General features: G+C 68.3%; 12 protein-coding genes. 2 read left to right on the top strand and 10 right to left on the bottom strand.

Features of this window, described 5'->3' with window-relative positions; all coding sequences use genetic code 11:
* Positions 1 to 2: 2 nt before the first annotated feature.
* The 6 genes from JOE57_RS08175 to JOE57_RS08150 form a co-directional block, all read right to left on the bottom strand.
* Complete coding sequence (locus tag JOE57_RS08175; RefSeq protein WP_204917227.1) at positions 3 to 968, bottom strand: carbohydrate ABC transporter permease; 966 nt, start codon at positions 966 to 968, stop codon at positions 3 to 5.
* Positions 965 to 1,918 carry a carbohydrate ABC transporter permease gene (locus JOE57_RS08170; RefSeq protein WP_204917226.1) on the bottom strand — a complete coding sequence of 318 codons (954 nt, stop codon included), beginning with the start codon at positions 1,916 to 1,918 and terminating at the stop codon, positions 965 to 967. Before JOE57_RS08170 ends, JOE57_RS08175 begins: the two co-directional genes overlap by 4 nt.
* Before the next feature lie 76 nt (positions 1,919 to 1,994).
* Entirely contained in the window at positions 1,995 to 3,359 is a 1,365-nt protein-coding gene (locus JOE57_RS08165) for an extracellular solute-binding protein (RefSeq protein ID WP_204917225.1), read from the bottom strand.
* Positions 3,360 to 3,538: 179 nt separating this feature from the next.
* Positions 3,539 to 4,582: a LacI family DNA-binding transcriptional regulator gene (locus JOE57_RS08160; RefSeq protein WP_204917224.1), complete on the bottom strand. Its 1,044-nt coding sequence runs from the start codon at positions 4,580 to 4,582 to the stop codon at positions 3,539 to 3,541.
* 222 nt (positions 4,583 to 4,804) lie between these two features.
* Positions 4,805 to 6,667 carry an acyl-CoA dehydrogenase gene (locus JOE57_RS08155; protein ID WP_204917223.1) on the bottom strand — a complete coding sequence of 621 codons (1,863 nt, stop codon included), beginning with the start codon at positions 6,665 to 6,667 and terminating at the stop codon, positions 4,805 to 4,807.
* A 119-nt stretch (positions 6,668 to 6,786) separates the two neighbouring features.
* Complete coding sequence (locus JOE57_RS08150) at positions 6,787 to 7,521, bottom strand: hypothetical protein (RefSeq protein ID WP_204917222.1); 735 nt, start codon at positions 7,519 to 7,521, stop codon at positions 6,787 to 6,789.
* Positions 7,522 to 8,113: 592 nt separating this feature from the next.
* On the opposite strand from JOE57_RS08150, the gene JOE57_RS08145 reads away from it, so the two are divergent.
* Positions 8,114 to 8,485: a hypothetical protein gene (locus tag JOE57_RS08145; protein WP_204917221.1), complete on the top strand. Its 372-nt coding sequence runs from the start codon at positions 8,114 to 8,116 to the stop codon at positions 8,483 to 8,485.
* Positions 8,486 to 8,618: 133 nt separating this feature from the next.
* On the top strand, positions 8,619 to 11,528 hold the full coding sequence (locus JOE57_RS08140) for an AfsR/SARP family transcriptional regulator (RefSeq protein ID WP_204917220.1): 2,910 nt from the start codon (positions 8,619 to 8,621) through the stop codon (positions 11,526 to 11,528).
* Between the two features lie 11 nt (positions 11,529 to 11,539).
* Here JOE57_RS08140 and JOE57_RS08135 read toward each other — a convergent pair whose 3' ends face one another.
* From JOE57_RS08135 to JOE57_RS08120, 4 genes are all read right to left on the bottom strand, one after another.
* A complete protein-coding gene (locus JOE57_RS08135) occupies positions 11,540 to 12,481 on the bottom strand; it encodes a phosphotransferase family protein (protein ID WP_204917219.1) in 942 nt (313 codons plus the stop codon).
* A 71-nt stretch (positions 12,482 to 12,552) separates the two neighbouring features.
* Positions 12,553 to 13,047, bottom strand: coding sequence for an HNH endonuclease (locus tag JOE57_RS08130; RefSeq protein WP_204917218.1), 495 nt, complete (start codon positions 13,045 to 13,047; stop codon positions 12,553 to 12,555).
* A 149-nt stretch (positions 13,048 to 13,196) separates the two neighbouring features.
* A complete protein-coding gene (locus JOE57_RS08125; protein ID WP_204917217.1) occupies positions 13,197 to 14,570 on the bottom strand; it encodes a hypothetical protein in 1,374 nt (457 codons plus the stop codon).
* 198 nt (positions 14,571 to 14,768) lie between these two features.
* Complete coding sequence (locus tag JOE57_RS08120) at positions 14,769 to 16,283, bottom strand: M81 family metallopeptidase (protein ID WP_204917216.1); 1,515 nt, start codon at positions 16,281 to 16,283, stop codon at positions 14,769 to 14,771.
* Between the last annotated feature and the right edge of the window lie 20 nt (positions 16,284 to 16,303).

The following is a 16,303-nucleotide window of genomic DNA, read 5'->3' as shown; positions in this document are numbered from 1 at the left end:
GGTCAGGCCTTGACGCCGCCGGACGAGAGGCCCGACTGCCAGAAGCGCTGGAGGAACAGGAACGCGATGATCAGCGGAAGGATGGAGACCAGTGAACCGGTGATGATCGTGGAGAAGAGGGCCTGCGATCCGGAGCCGGCGCTGGCGGTGGACTGCCACTGGGCCAGGCCCACCGGGAGCGGGAACTTCTCCGGCGTGTTCAACATGATCAACGGAAGGAAGTAGTTGTTCCAGGTGGCGACCAGCGAGAACAGCAGGACGGTGACCGCGCCGGGCATCAGCAGCCGGAAGGCGACCTGGAAGAAGATCCTGATCTCACCGACCCCGTCGACGCGTGCAGCCTCGATCAGTGAGTAGTCCACCGCGTCGGCCGCGTACACCCGCATCAGATAGACACCGAACGGGCTGACCAGGGAGGGCAGGATGATGGCCCAGTAGGTGTCGGTCAGCTGGGCGCGAGCGAACAGCAGGTAGGTGGGTATCGCCAGCGCGGTGGTCGGGATCATGATCGCGCCGAGGATGATGGAGAACAGCGCCTTCCCCCCGGGGAACTGGTACTTGGCGAAGGCGTACCCGGCGGCGGTGGCCAGCAGTGAGGCGCCGACCGCGCTGGTCACCGAGTAGATCAGCGAGTTGAGGGCCCAGCGGCCGAAGACGCCGTTCTGGAACGTGAAGACCGTCTTCAGGTTCTCGATCAGGTTGAAGTCGGCGAACCAGAGGCCGAAGGTCGAGAACAGATCGGCGTTCGACTTCGTCGAGGCGACCACCAGCCAGTACAGGGGGAGCAGGAAGTAGGCCACGCAGGCGATCATGACCACGGTGAGCACCATGTTCTTGCGCTGCTTGGGCTCGGTGCCCAGCGGCGTCCTGGCGGATCTGCCGGTGGAGGTGTCCAGCTCGTCCGAGGTCAGGCTGCTGGTGCCGGCCGCCTGGTGGGTCGGCTGGGCCGCCGGAGTCGATGCGCTCATGACTGGCTCTCCTTACGCTGGTTCCACAGTTGGACGATGTAGGACAGAGCCATGATCACGATACCGAGCACGAAGGCGATAGCGGCGGCGTAGTTGGCGTCCTGGTTGACGAAGGCCAACGTGTAGGCGTACAGGTTGGGGGTGTAGGAGCTGTTGATCGCATTCGGCGCCAGGATCCGCAGCAGGTTGGGCTCGTTGAACAGCTGGAAGGTGCCGATCACCGAGAAGATGATGGTGAGGATGAGTGCGGGCCGGACAGCGGGGATCTTGATCGACCAGGCGATCCGCGGCTCGGAGGCGCCGTCGACCCGGGCCGCCTCGTAGAGCTCGCTGGGGATCGACCGGAGTGCCGCATAGATGATGATCATGTTGTAGCCGACGAACTCCCAGTTCACCACGTTGGCGATGGAGAACAGCACGACGTGCGGGGACAGGAACGGTGGTGGGGGCAGCCCGACCAGGTTCGCCAGCTGGGCGAACGGGCCGAAGTCGGGGCCGTAGAGGTAGCCCCACATCAGGGTGGCGACCACCGACGGCACGGCGTACGGGACGAAGATGCCCAGCCGGACGAACTTGGCCAGCCGAGTCATGCCGCTGTCCAGGGCCAGCGCGAAGAAGAGGGACAGCACCAGCATGACGGGCACCTGGACCAGCAGGAAAAGGCCCATCCTGCCGACGCCGGCAAGGAAGGCCGGGTCCTGGACGGCCCGAGCGTAGTTGTCGAAGCCGGCGAACGACACCCCACCGACGAGCTGTTTGCGGAAGAAGGACAGGTAGCCGGCGTAGCCCAGCGGGACGATGATCATCGCCAGGAAGATGACGAAGAACGGGAGAACTAACACGTAGGCGGCGCGGTACTGGCGCTTCTTGGCGACAGTCAGTGGCTTGCGTGGTGTCGACTTCGCGGATCGGCTGCCGGAGGTGGTGGCGGTGGTGGTCACAGTGGCCATGGCTCGCCCCTTTCAGGACGCGGAGAGGTGAGGGGTGCTGCGTCGCCCGCCCAGGGACGGGCGACGCAGCCGGGACTCAGGCGACGTTGAAGCCCTGATCCTTGGCGTACTTGGCCACACCGTCCTGCCATGCCTGCAGGCCAGCCACCATGTCGGTCTTGTTGGCCATGGCCTTGCCCAGCGTGTCGGTGTAGTTGGAGTACACGAAGTCCATGAAGGGCAGCCACTGGAAGTCCGGGGTCACCGTCGCAGAGATGTCGGTGAACTTGGCATTGACCTTCTGACCGCCGTAGAACGGCGCCGCCTGGTCGGCGAAGGCGGGGTCGTTGAGGATCGTGTTCGAGGGCGGGAAGAGGAACTGCTCGGTGGCCAGCTTGAGCGCTGACTCCTTGTCGGTGTTGATGAACAGGGCCAACTGTGACGCGGCGATGGGGTTCTTACTGCTCTTCAGCACCGCATCGGTCGAGCCACCCCAGTTCCCCGAGGCAGGCTTGGCGGCATCCCACTGGGGCAGGTCGGTCGCACGCCACTTGCCGGAGGTCTTCTTCGCGGTGCCCTGCAGGAACACCGGCCCCCAGGCGGCCGCCGGCCAGGCGGCGTACTTGCCGTTGGAGAACCCCTGGTACCAGGCGTCGGTGAAGTCCGGATCGACCGAGACGACCCCCTTGGCGACCATGTCGCCCCAGAACTTCGCCACCTGCTTGGCCTGATCGCTGGCCAGATCGACCTTGACGTTCTTGGTGCCGTCGTAGGAGAAGGGCCGGGCGCCGATCTGCCACAGGAACGCGACGAACTGGCCGGGGTCGTTGGGTGCGAGGTTGGACAGATAGCTCTTCGGGTTAGCGGACCGGTACTTCTCCGCCGCAGTGGCGAACTCGTCCCAGGTCTTCGGCGGTTTCACCCCGGCAGCCTTGAGTAGGTCATCGCGGTAGAGCAGCCCCATCGGACCGACGTCCTGCGGGATCGCGTAGACGACCTCGCCCTTGCTGACCTGCGACCACACCCACTCCGGGTACTGGGACTTGATGCTGTCGGCGCCGTATGGCGACAGATCGAGCAGGTTGCCGCCGAGGGTGAAGGAGGGGATGTACTGGAACTCCACCTGGGCCACGTCGGGTGCGCCCTGTCCGGACTGGATGGCGGCCCGCATCTTGGTGTAGTGCGGTGCACCGGCGCCGACGTTGACGTTCTTGACCTTGATCTTCGGGTACTTCTTCGTGAACAGGTCCACCTCTTTCTGGATGTCGGGCACCCAGGTCCACAGGGTCAGCGTGGTGTCCTTGTTCATGGCTTCGTCGATCTGTGCCTGCGTGACCTTCGGGGCGGCCGACGCGCCGCCGCCGGACTTGCCGCCGCCACCGCTGCAGGCCGCCAGTGCCACGGCGCTCGAGGCCGCCAGCGCCGTGCCCAGGAAACGTCGGCGAGTGAATGGAGATGTCATGGTTCCTACTTCCACCAGATGAGTGAGTGAGTGATGCGTGGCTAGGCGGGCGGTTGCCCGATCGGACATGGTGGCCCGGAACCGCTGTGTGCTGCCCCGAGCCCTAGCGACAGCACCGGCTCGGTGAGCCGGGCTGACTTGTGGTGCCGCCTGCACAGGCAGGCGAGCGGTGTCTGCACCTACGGAGGGCCTGACGGCGTGGGCCGCGGGGGTCCGCTGGATCTCCGGACGACCAGCTCCCGATGCACCTCGACCTGCTCGAGTGCCGGTTCCCGTCCCTCGATCAGCGCCACCAGCGTGGACAGTACGGCGTGCGAGATGATCGCCTCGTCGGTGCGGATCGTGGTCAACGGCACCATCTGGAACTCGGCCTCAGGCACGTCGTCGAAGCCGACCACCGACACGTCACCGGGGATGGACCGGCCGGCCTCCGCCAGAGCGCACATCAGCCCCATCGCCTGGTGGTCGTTGGCTGCGAAGACGGCCGTGGCGTCGTCGCGCTCGGCCAGCTGGCGGCCGAGCTGGTAGCCGGACCGGGCCGACCAGTCGCCGTACAGCACGGGCGGCCGCTGTCGACCGGCCTTGGCGAGGGTGCTCGCCCAGCCTTCGCAGCGTTCCCGAGCCGCGTCCCACTCCGGCGGGCCGGCGAGGTGCCAGACCGTCTGGTGGCCGAGGTCGAGGAGGTGCTGGGTGGCCAGGCGGCCCCCTTCGGCCTGGCTCGAGTCGATCACCGCCTGGCGGGCGACATGGGGAATCTGTCCGACGCTGGTAGCCACCGGGACGCCGCCGAGCAGCGCGTCGTCAACCTCGATCAGGTGGTTCGGGACCTCGAACACGATGCCCTCGACACCTCGTGCCAGCAGGCCGTGGATCGCCCGGCGCAGCTCGTCGGGCGACACCTCGGGCAGGGACGCGAGGGCCAGCTCGTAGCCGCGCTGGCGGGCAGCATGCTCCAGTGAGAACACCCGCGAGGCCGGTCCGAACAGCGAGGTGGCCACAGCCAGCACGCCGATCACGTGGGTGCGCTGCATGACGAGTGCGCGGGCGGCGACGTTGGGTCGGTAGCCGAGCTCCTCGATCGCGGCCAGAACCCGGGCTCGGATCTCGGGCCTGACATGCGGGGCACCGTTGATGACGCGGGAGACGGTCTTCTGGGAGACGCCCACGGTGCGGGCGACGTCGACCATGACGACGCCGCGGCCTGCGCCCCTGCCTGTCCCCATCGACACCCCCGTAAGTACGCGGTCAACGCCTGCTGTGGGCGTCTTGACTACGTAGTCAACGCGCCGCTGGGGCATTTGTCAATGCAGGGAACATTTCGTGACCAGCCCGTGACCGCAGCAGGCCTGCACGCACAAGAGGTCATGCCCAGGCCGGGGACGACCTGGGCATGACGTCTCCACTCGAGGGTCTGAGGTACTCGAGGGTCTGGCGCCCTCGAGGGTCTAGAAAGCTCCTTCGGGCAGATCCATGACGGCGAGGTCGGTCCGCTCCGCGATCACCCGTTCCGCCGTGATCTTGGGTAGCACGGTCCGCGCAAACCAGCGGGCCGAGGCGACCTTGCCCTCATAGAAGTGCTTGTCCGCCTCTGACAGCTCCCCGTTCAGCGCCCGCAGCGCCACCTCGGCACCACGCAGCAGCAGCCAGGCGCAGATCACGTCACCGAGCGCCATCAGCAGCCGGCTGGTGTTGAGCCCGACCTTGTAGACGTTCCGGACATCTCCCTCGGGCGCCTCCGGAGCGGCGGACTGGAGTTGGTTGATCATGGCGCCGACGATGCTGCCGGCATCCTCCAGACCCTTCTGCAGCAGCTCACGCTCATCCTTCAGCTGTCCGTTGCCGGCTTCACTGGCGACGAACTGCGCGATCTGCCCGGACAGGTAGCCCAGCGCCTGGCCGCGGTCCCGGACGATCTTGCGTAAGAACAGGTCCTGCCCCTGAATGGCGGTGGTGCCTTCGTAGAGGGTGTCGATCTTGGCGTCCCGGACGTACTGCTCCAAGGGATAGTCGCTGAGGAAGCCGGAGCCCCCCAGCGTCTGCAGGGACTCGGTGCCCAGCAGGGTCCAGGAGCGTTCGGAGCCGTAGCCCTTGACGATCGGCAGCAGCAGGTCGTTGACCCTGGCCGCCTCGTCGTCGACGGTGCCGTTCAACCGGGCCAGCGCGAGCCGGTCCTGCATGGTGGCGGCATAGAGCACCAGGGACCGCATGCCCTCGACCGCCGCCTTCTGCGTCAGCAGCGAGCGCCGTACGTCCGCGTGATGGGTGATGGTCACCCGAGGCGCGGTCTTGTCCGACGCGCGGGTCAGGTCGGGTCCCTGCACCCTGGTCTTGGCGTACTCCAGGGCGTTGAGGTAGCCCGTGGACAGGGTGGCGATCGCCTTGGTGCCGACCATCATCCGGGCATACTCGATCACCTGGAACATCTGGGCGATGCCGTTGTGCACCTCGCCCAGCAGCCAGCCCTTGGCCGGCGTGCCGTCACCGAAGGTGAGCTCACAGGTGGTCGACGCCTTGATGCCCATCTTCTTCTCCACGCCGGTCGCGTAGACGCCGTTGCGTCCACCGGTGAGCTCTCCGGTCTCGAGGTCGAAGTCGTACTTGGGCACGATGAACAGCGACAGCCCCTTGGTTCCCGGTCCGCCGACGCCCTCAATCCCCTGAGGCCGGGCCAGGACGAGGTGGACGATGTTCTCGGTCAGGTCGTGCTCTCCGGAGGTGATGAAGCGCTTGACGCCCTCGATGTGCCAGCTGCCGTCCGGCTGCAGGGTGGCCTTGGTCCGGCCGGAGCCCACATCGGAGCCGGCGTCCGGCTCGGTCAGCACCATGGTCGCCCCCCAGCCGCGCTGCACCATGTGCTGCGCGATCTTCTTGTCCCGTTCCGTTCCGTTGGCCCACAGTACGTAGGCGAACCGCGGGCCGGAGGCGTAGATGTAGAGGGCCGGGTTCGCACCGAGCGCCAGCTCGGCGATGCTCCACTGCAGAGAGGGCGGCGACTGCTGACCGCCGAGCGCGGGCGGCAGCTCGAGGTTGTAGAAACCGGCATCCATCCAGGCGCGGTATGACCTCTTGAAGCCCTCGGGCATGGTCACCGCATGGCTGCGCGGATCGAAGACGGGCGGGTGCTGGTCGCCCTCGGCGAAGGACTCGGCCAGTGTGGTCCGGGCGAGGTGGTCGACCTCGTCGAGCAGGGCCTGAGCCGTCTCGGCATCGAGGTCCTCGTAGGGACCGCGACCGAGCACCCGGTCCACCCCGAGCACCTCGAACAGGTTGAACGTGATGTCACGCAGGTTGGACTTGTAGTGGCTCATCTCGCACCTCTGATAGCGAACCGGCTTTGTTACTGGTCAGTAACTTCAATTATGCTACCGGCCGGTAACCAAGACAAGGAAGGGTTACCGAATCGTGAGGGCTGGCCAGCAGCCGGCGGCTAGAGTCGGGTGCGCCAGGCGTGGGAGAGCCGTCGGTCCAGGACCTCGATCACGGCCCGGGTGTCCTGCGGCGCGCGCTCGTCGCCGTTGTTGCGGAGCTCCCAGGAGATGGTGTTGCCGTACTGGAGCAGGTGGATCGGAAAGACGAAGCCGGCGGGGTCGTCGGCGGAGCGGGGCAGGAAGACGTTGTAGGCCGCCTGCCGGTCGCTGTCGCCGAGGGTCGCCGTCTCGTCCTCGATCCGGTAGGTGGCCCTGCTCCCGTCCGGGATGGGGACCGCCACACCCTGGCAGGCGGCGATGCTCTGGGTGATGTTCCGGAAGGCGGTCCGGCCGGCGTCGGCGTCGGCGAAGGTCAGCGTATAGACGCTGTAGACCGGGGACTGCCCGCTCTCGGGCAGGTAGACCGACGCCGCCAGGCCCTGTCGGCCACTGGGGTTCCAATAGGAGGTCAGCCAGGGGAAGCCCAGGTCGCAGCGCCGGCTGTCCAGCGAACCCGCTCCGGCGTAGCCGAAGTCGCCGCGCCGCAGTGGCCGAACGGTCACGCTGCCCGCGGGGTCGAGCCCCTGCAGGACGGTCTCCACCTCCGCCATGGTGAGGGTCTGCCGGTCCTTCTGCACCTGGCGCCAGCCGGCGACTCCGCCCAGCGCGAGCACCAGCACGACGGCGACGACGGCGACCCAGAGCAGCGATCGAGGTGTCTTCGACCCGATGGTCAGCACCTCTGGTTGAGCCATTCCCTGAGCATAGCCGCGGCCACGATCCGGGCTGCGGGTTGCGAACGCCTGCACAACCGAACTGGCTCGTCATCGCCGGGGGGCAGCGGGGCTCAGGCGTAGGGAAGGGCGGCGGTACGCCCTGACGCGCCGATTCGCCCGTTCGCGACTCTGACCCGTTCGCGACTCTGACCTGTTCGGCGGTCGGGCCGGGCTTGCGCCCGACCGCAGAACAGATCGATTCGGCTCCGACGTCGGCAGAGATCGACTCCGCTCCCCCCAGCGCCTCGATCCCCCGGCCGAGGTGTCGTACGCTCAGCGCCCCCGCGGCTGAGCCTGCTCCGTCGGCCGAACCGTGGCCCTTGCGGGCCGCGGACCTCTCCGGCCTGGTTTTCCCCCGAACCCCAGGCGCATCGAGGTCATGCGAGAACTCTGCAGCATCGATGTACATCGGACGTACATCGGCGACAACGGGCCCGAGCAGGCGTTCGCTGACGGTGGAGCGTCCGCCGATGTGCGGTGAGTGTGCATCGCCCTGAGAGCATCGGGACACCGCCAGGCAGGGTGGTGAACGTTACGTGCACGAAGGACGCCAAGAGGCAGCTGATCAGCAATGCTCTACACCACACCACGCTCGACCGAGGATGCCCTCCGCTGGCAGCAGCTGCGGATCGGCAGCGCCGCTTGGGAGGGATGGCCGCTGAAGTTCCAGCGGATGGCGTTCGGCTACTACGAGGAGAGCGGCTGGCTCACCGCGGCCGAGGGGCTGAACTGGATGCGCGAGCACGACCGGCTGAGCCTCAGCACCCCACCGCGCGGCGGACTGGCCTGGTTTGAGTCGAACGACCGGGTGACGGTGTTCTGCGGGGTGGGTGATGGCCGGGTGATCGGCCCCGGTGTCGCCGGTGTGGTCGGGCTGGCCGTGCAGACCGACCTGACCGGCTATCGGGGTTGGAGCCCGGCGGTCTTCCCGTTCGCCCGCTGAGCGACCTCCCGCGCGCTGGAACGAACAGCATCGATCGTGCAACTATTGTTCTCCCGATCGCGCAGCGCCGAGCTTCCCCGGCCAAGATGGTCCGTGCTCGACGCCTACCGTCGATCCGGAGGAGAACCGCGGCATGATCTTCGAGATCCTGGGGCCGATGACCGTCACCGGCGAGACTGCTGTGCGCCTGCTGCCGGGATCGAAGCCTCGCCAGCTGCTGGCCACGCTGCTGCTGCACCCGAACCGGTACGTCTCCGCGGACTTCATCGCGGACAACCTGTGGGACGGCCAACCGCCCAACTCGGCGGCGGCGAACCTGCGCACCTATGTGCGGCTGCTGCGGACCAGGATCAGCGAACGTACCGGCGCGGCAACGATCGAGACCAGGCCCAACGGGTATGCGCTGATGATCAGCCCGGATGAGCTGGACAGCACCAGGCTCGAGTCGCTCGTCTCGGAGGCCAGGCATCTGAGCAGGGTCGGGGACTTCGCCGGCGCCCTCGCCCTGATCGACCAGGCCACCGGTCTGTGGCGCGGCACACCACTGGAGGATGTTCCGGTGTGCTCGGCCTGGCAACCGCAGCTGACCCGCTGGGAGATGGCCTACACCGAGGTGTTGGACGAGGCGATCAGGCTCCATGTTGATCATGGTGACCCCCGCCGGGCCGCCCGCCTGGTACGCGACGTACTGGACCGTGATCCGTACAACGAGGACCTGTGGTGTCAACTGATGCGCTGCTATCTGGCGGCCGGACAGCCCCAGTTCGCACTGGCGGCCGCCAACGAGGGGACTGCCGTCTTCGACACCGAGCTCGGCGTCGAGGTCGGCGCGGCCTTCGCAGCGCTGGCAGCGCAGGCGCGGTCCGCTACGACGGCGAGAACCGCACCGGCTGGGCCGGGGCTCGACGTCGAGGTGCCCGCCGTCCGGGATGCGGACCTGCCGATGGAGCGACAGCGCGGCCGCTCGGTGCCCACCCAGCTTCCGATGGATGTGGCCGGCTTCTGCGGACGCGAGGACCAGCTCGCTGAGCTCAGCGACGCCCTGCGGCAGCGCTCGGCCGCACGACCGTTCGTGGCGGTCCTGTCCGGTCCCCCCGGGGTGGGCAAGACGGCGCTGGCGACGCGGTTGGCACACGCCGTGCGGAGCTCCTTCCCGGATGGCCAGATCTTCCTCAGCCTGCGCGGGACGGGCGACCCGGTGGAGCCGGCGTTCGCCGTCAGCGAGGCGCTGATGTCGCTGGGCGTGCAGACGATCCCCGAACAGGTCGACCGGGCCGCGGCCCTGCTGCGGTCGGAACTGGCGAGTCGGCGGGTCCTGCTGGTCCTGGACGACGCCGGCAGTGCGAGCCAGGTGTCGCCGCTGATCCCGGGCACCGGTGACTCGGCGGTCCTGGTGACCAGCAGGAGGCGGCTGACCGATGTGGTCGGTGCCCGCCCGTTCGACCTGGATGTGCTGGACCTGGACTCCGCGGTCGCGATGGCGGCGGAGATCGCCCCCCAACGCTCGGCGACCGATCTGGCCGCACTCGTGCGGGCCTGTGGGTTCCACCCATTGGCGATTCGGATCGCGGCTGCCAGGCTCAGCCGCAGACCCGACCTGTCGGCCCAGGCTCTGGTTGCCAGGCTGACCGACCCCGATCACGCCCTGAATGAGTTGACCCTGGGCGAGACCGCCTTTCGGACCAGCGCCGACCTGAGCCTCCGCTCGCTGGCCCCCGCGGATGGGCTCGGGTATCGGGTGCTGGGCGCCCTCGACATCGTGGAGTTCCCCGGTTGGGTGGTCGACCTGTCCGGCGGCTCATCCACCACCACCGATGCCCTGCTCGAAGAGAACCTGCTGCAGCAGGGGCGGGGACCACGGAACCAGTCGCGGGAATACCGCATGCATGACCTGCTGCGCTGGCACGCCCGGGAGTGGGGCCACGATCACCGGGACGAGGTCGACCTCGGCGTTCGCCGGGTGCTGCTCGGCTGGCTGGTGCTGGCCCGGCACGCCGCGAACGCGCTCGAGTACCACTATCTCGGCAATGCGATCGACCTTCCGGCGGGAGCGCCCGCGTTGCCGGTGCCGCCGGGCGCAGGTGCGGACTGGTTCGTGGCCGAGCAAGCCCGGGTGGCCGAGCTCACCTCGACGGCGATGCGACACGGCCTGGTGGACATCGCCTGGCGGCTCGCCTGCACCTGGTCGGCCTACTTCGACCTGACGGGACACACCGACTTCTGGCTCCGGCTGCTCAACCAGGTGCTGCCGTCGGCGCACGGTGTCGATGACCCGTACGGCGAGGCGACCGTGCGCCGCGACCTCGGTCAGGTGCTGCTCTACCGCGCGGACCTGGATGGCGCCGCCGGCCATCTGGCCGGCAGCGCGGCCCTCTTCCGTCGTCTGGGGAACGTGGACGGGGTCGGGATCGCAGAGGTGGGGCTGGGCGTGGGCTGTCGACTGCGAGGCGAGCTGGACCAGTCTGAGGCACATGTCAGCAGCGCCCTGAACTGCTTCCAGCGGGCCGGCAACGCCCACGGCGAGGCCCATGCGATGAACTCCATGGCCACGATTCAGCTGGCCCGGGGGGACTGTGACAGGGCCGAGCCGTGGCTGAATCGAGCGCAGGCGCTCGCTGTGGAGCTCGGTGATCATCATCGGGTGGCCCAGGTGTTGAGGCAGATCGCGGCTATGCACAGCCGACGCTCGGACCTCACCTCGGCACGAGCCGCGATGGAGGAGGCGCTGGCGATCTTCGGTCGGCTCGGCGACCATCGCTGCGCGGGAATGGCCCACAGCACCCTGGCGCGGATGCTGATGAAGGCCGATGACCTCTCCGGCGCGCGGCGAGAGTTCACCGCGGCACTGACCCTGGCCGACGGCGCTGGTGACGCGGTGGCGCAGGCGGTGGCCAGCGAGGCGCTGGCGTCGGTGAGCATCCGGGCCGGAAGAACGGACGAGGCGCGGCGGTACCTCCAGCGCAGTATCCGCAACTGGCAGTTCGCCGCCTTGCCCAGGGACGCTGACCGGGTGCTGGGCCAGCTCGGCCGACTGGGCCGCTGACCGCACTGCTGCTACCGCAACGCGTCCCGGACGCCGTACCGGGCGGCGATGACGGCCGCGGCGAGCCGGTCGGGGCGCCGGTCGATCGCCCACCGCACCAGGTCGACCCGACCCAGCAGGTCCAGGTCCGCCAGCGTGCGGCCGAGATCACCGATCTCGATTCGGCATCCGGTGGCGAAGGCCTCGAGCTCGCTGGCACTGGGGTCGTTCCGGGACTGGTGCTGTCGGGTCAGGGTGAGCAGATCGTGGTAGGGGACCGGACCCACCGCGGCGGCACCCCAGTCGATCAGCACCGGTTCGGCGTCGGCGGTGACCAGCACGTTCGTCATCGAGAGGTCACCGTGGCTGAGCCCGAAGGAGAGTTCGGCCGCCCCCAGGCGGGTGATCAGGTCGCGGAGCGATCCCAGCTCAGCCATCGTGTAGACGCCCAGCCCGATCAGCGGGTCGGCCGGACCGAGCTGGTCACGGTTGTAGTCGAGATGAGCCTGCCAGGCCGCAGCGGGGTCACGACCGAAGCGTGAGAACAGACCCTCGGGGGCGTCCGGGGTCACCGGGATGGCATGCACGGTGCGGGCGAAGGTTCCCAGCGTGTGCCAGAGATCATCGGTCCGCGCTGTCGTCCCTGGTCGGCCCTGGACGTACGTCTGCATCAGGAAGGGAACGCCGTCGTGGCGGCCGACGGCGAGAACTCCTGGGCTGGGGATGCCGTGCTCGGCGGCTTTGGCCAGGCACCATGCTTCCAGCTCGAAGTCGTCCTGCCACAGTGTGTCGATGGCGAATCGGACCACGACCGCGCAGTTGGCCGACTCGACGATGAACACGTGGTTGGTCACACCCTGCCCGACGATGGCCCGGACGCCCGTCGGGCGGATGCCGTGTGCCTGGACGATCGCCGCCGCCAGTCGGGCATCGCGTCGCTCTGCTGCCCCGGCCATCCCGGCACGATCGGTCATGACGCCCTCTCAACATCCTGGACTGGGGCAGACACCGCCGACGGGGCAGGATGGGCCCGATCGGTCGGACGTCAGTCCTGCTTCGCGGCCAGCCGTTTATAGATCTGTCGCTGCAGCTTGTGGTGCCCGCGGGGATCGTACGGCTCCCATAGCAACGGCATGCCGGCCTCCTCCGGAGTGCGGTCGTCCTTGGCCTGGTTGCACGGTGCGCAGGCGGTGATCAGGTTGGCGTAGGTGTCCAGGCCGCCGCGCGACTTCGGCAGGATGTGGTCGACCGTGGATCCTTTGCCGCCGCAGTAGGCGCAGACGAACCCGTCGCGGCGCAGCACCGCCATCCTGGCCGCCGTGTCGGTGTCACCGAACTCGCGGTACGGCACGTCGACCCACTCGGTCAGCACGATGGACACCGGTGCGGGAATGACCAGCCGAGGGGAGCGGATGAAGCGCCCCGGGATGGACTCGAAGATGTAGGCGTGCTCACACGCCAGCAGAGTGGCGGCCCGCTGCCAGGAGACGAACGACAGCACGTCATAGGAGGCGTTCAGCAAGAGCACATTCCGGTCCATGATCACTCCCTTCCTCGGACATCCGTGTCGGTCGTCCGGTCCCGCACCGATCTCATAGTGGCACCGCCGGAGCCGGCGCGCATCTCCATGATGACCGTCGGGCCCAAGAGGTGCCCGATCACCACCGGCGATGAATCCCACCGCAGCCGTCATCTCGGCAGGTCGACAAGATCATCTACGGTCGCCGTGTAGTGCCGCAACTGTCCGCTGCCCGGCAGCGGGGTCGGCCAGTCCGCTGCCAGCCAGCCGGCGGGTGGCCCGTCGACGGCATAGGTCCACGGCCGGCCGCTGCTGAGGGCGAGGGTGCTCAACGGCATCTGGTGGGGCCTCACCCAGGTGACCGGAAGGTTCAGGACCGTGCCCACGCCGGGCAGCGTCACGTCCACCGTGGTGACCGAGCGGCCGAGCGGCGGGAAGTTGGTGATGACACTCACCGAGCCGCCTGCCGACCTGAGCGCGGTGGCCCAGGTACCGAGGTCGGTGCACAGGCACTCGAAGTAGCCGCGGTTCTGCAGCTTGGTGGTCATCCAGCGGACGTTGGACAAGCCCGCGGCCGGGTTCGCCGAGGGCCTGAGCTGGGGCCCGCTGGTGGCCCACGGGCTGTAGAGCCCGATCCAGCTCGGCATCGCAGCGGCCAGCGGCTCCTCGGCGGGCAGCAGGTTGAGGGTGGGCTGGTCGGTCAGGGACCTGATCGTCCACCGCAGCGAGGTGCCGGTGGCCGCCGCCTGGATCTCGTCGATCCGGACGCTCATCAGGTTGCCGGTCCCGGCGGGATACTCGAAGGACACCGCTCGGGACAACGGGACGGAAAGCTCGCTGCCACGGGTCAGCTCCACCGGCCGCAATGGCAGCGGCACGTAGCCGATGGCGGTGACCGGCAACTGCCTGAAGATGGGGAGGGTGGCGATATCCAGGTCGACGGTCTGCAGCGCGCTCGGCAGCGCCGGGTAGGTGATCTGCATCAGCCGGGTCTCACCGACCCGCAGATTCAGCTGGGCCACCCAGAGCGGGGTGCACAGACACTGGCCGCGCTCATCGCGGTCGCGTGGTGTCAGCGGCCGGTAGACCTGGTGCGTCTGGCCATCGATCAGGAAGACGTTGACCTGGCCCTCGCTCTGCCGGGACAGACCCAGGTCCACCCAGGGCGGGATGCTCTCACCGCGGACCAGCCCGGGAACCGACAACGGTGTCACGGACCAGTCCAGGACGGTGGCCCCTTCGATGCGCCGTACGGCGTGCACAGCGACGCGGACGGTGGCGTCCAGCCCTTCGGCGGTGGTCCAGACAGCCTCGCCGGCCACCGGCAGGGCCGGGTTGCCCTGCTCTGGTGTCGGAACCGGCTCCGTCGCCTCGCTGACGGTGGGCTGAGGCTTCGGGAACAGGCCGGGTTCCTCCCTGCTGGTGGTGCAGGCGGCCGTCACAAGCAGCAGGAGGCAACCCACGATCAGTGCTCGCCAGAACGGTCGGCAGCGCCCGCTGCCCCGAGGTGCGGCAGCGACCGACCGGCACGTTCCAGCCCGCACGTCTCGGAGTCTAGTTGCGCCCGGTTCCGTGCCCTGAGCTTGTCGAAGAGCGCCCTTCAACCTCCGTGCTCTGAGCCTGTCGAAGAGCGCCCTTCGACAGGCCCCTTCGACAGGCTCAGGGCACGTCAGGGCACGTCAGGGCACGGCAGGGGGACGCCCTTCGACAGGCTCAGGGCACGGCAGGGCAGCGTCAGGGGGTCAGGACCAGGACCCGACCAGGCGGGCGGAGAGGTCGGGGGTGGTGGCCGGGTCACTGAAGTCGTCGAACGGGTACATCGGCCGGCTGATCCGGTGATGCCCGAGCCGGACCAGATCCTGGTCGACGCCGCCCGGGGTGAGAGCCAGCATCCAGTCGGCGGCCATGGCGAACAGCTCAGGCTCCAGGTAGCCGATCTTGACGATGACCAGGTCCGCCGAACGCGGATCCAGACCGTTCTGGGTGAAGTCCCGCTCCACGTGGTACGGCTTCCGCAGCTGGGTGAGGATCACCCGGAGGCCGCCGTGCCGGACCACGACCTCGGTGACGGCGTCGGGGTCGCCATGGTTGATGTGCTCGACCACGCCGGTCAGCCGGACCGGTCCGGCAGGCCCCGGGTCGACGACGGCGCCGACCTCAAGATCGACTTCTGCTCCGACACCGGCTGCCAGGCACGCCGCCACCGCGTTGGCGTCCGGGATGGAGGCGTAGATGGCCGTGTAGGAGGGGTCCGCCAGCTCCTCCCGCTTGAGCAGCTCGCCCAGGGTCCAGGACACGTCGCCGGCACCACCGGCGGTCGGGTTGTCACCCGAGTCGCTGATGAAGTACGGCTGCTTGCTGCTGGCGAACGCTGCCTCGAGGCACTCATCCAGCGTCCCGGCGGGCGCGACGAAGGCGAACTCGGTGTGCCTGTCCCAGATCGCCCGGGCCAGCCGTTCGGCGGTGTCGGTGATGACCTCTTGATCATCACCGGTCACCATGACGATGGCCATGTTGCGCGGCTCGTCGGCCCAGGCGTAGCCGATCCAGAAGCCGGCGTCGAGGACGCCGTCCAGGGCCTCGATCTCCTCGATGACGGCATAGAGGCTCTTGGCAGGCTCGATCCGGGTGCTGGTCTTCTCGCCCGGGAGCAGGATGGGGAGCGGGATCCACGCCTTCAGCGGGCGGCGACGCTCGGCCGGCAACGCCAGTCGATCCAGCAGGTTCCGGACGGCGCGTTCCTTGGTCTCCAAGGCGTCCTCGTGCGGCGCCATCCGGTAACAGGTGAGCAGGTCCATCGCCTCGGCCAGCCGCCAGGACACGTTGCCGTGCAGGTCCATGCCGGTGCTGATCAACACGTCGGGTCCGACTGCCTCGCGGATGGCGACGGCCAGGTCTCCCTCAGCATCATCCATCCCGACGACGCTCATCGCACCGTGGATGTCGAAGACCATCCCGTCCAGCGGCTGCTGTTGGTGCGCGGCCCGCAGCCCGTCGATGATCTCGGCCTTGAGAGCGGTGTAGTCCTCCATCGGCACCGGTCCGCCGGGGATGGCCCGGCCCTGCAGGATGGGCACCCATTCAGCGGCATCTCGCAGCGCGCCACCCTCGGCCCAGAACGGCCGACCGGCGAGGATCTCCGCCCCCCGCTTCGGATGCAGCGCCTCGGTCCTGGTCACGGCCGGGGAGAAGGTGCTGGCTTCCAGGCTCAACCCAGCAATGGCGATACGCGGGCGGGTGACGGGTCCGTCGGACATCGTGAGAACTCCTTGTAGTT

The sequence above is a fragment of the Microlunatus panaciterrae genome, from assembly GCF_016907535.1.
Classification (GTDB): domain Bacteria; phylum Actinomycetota; class Actinomycetes; order Propionibacteriales; family Propionibacteriaceae; genus Microlunatus; species Microlunatus panaciterrae.
This window is presented reverse-complemented; position numbering and strand designations above follow the sequence as displayed.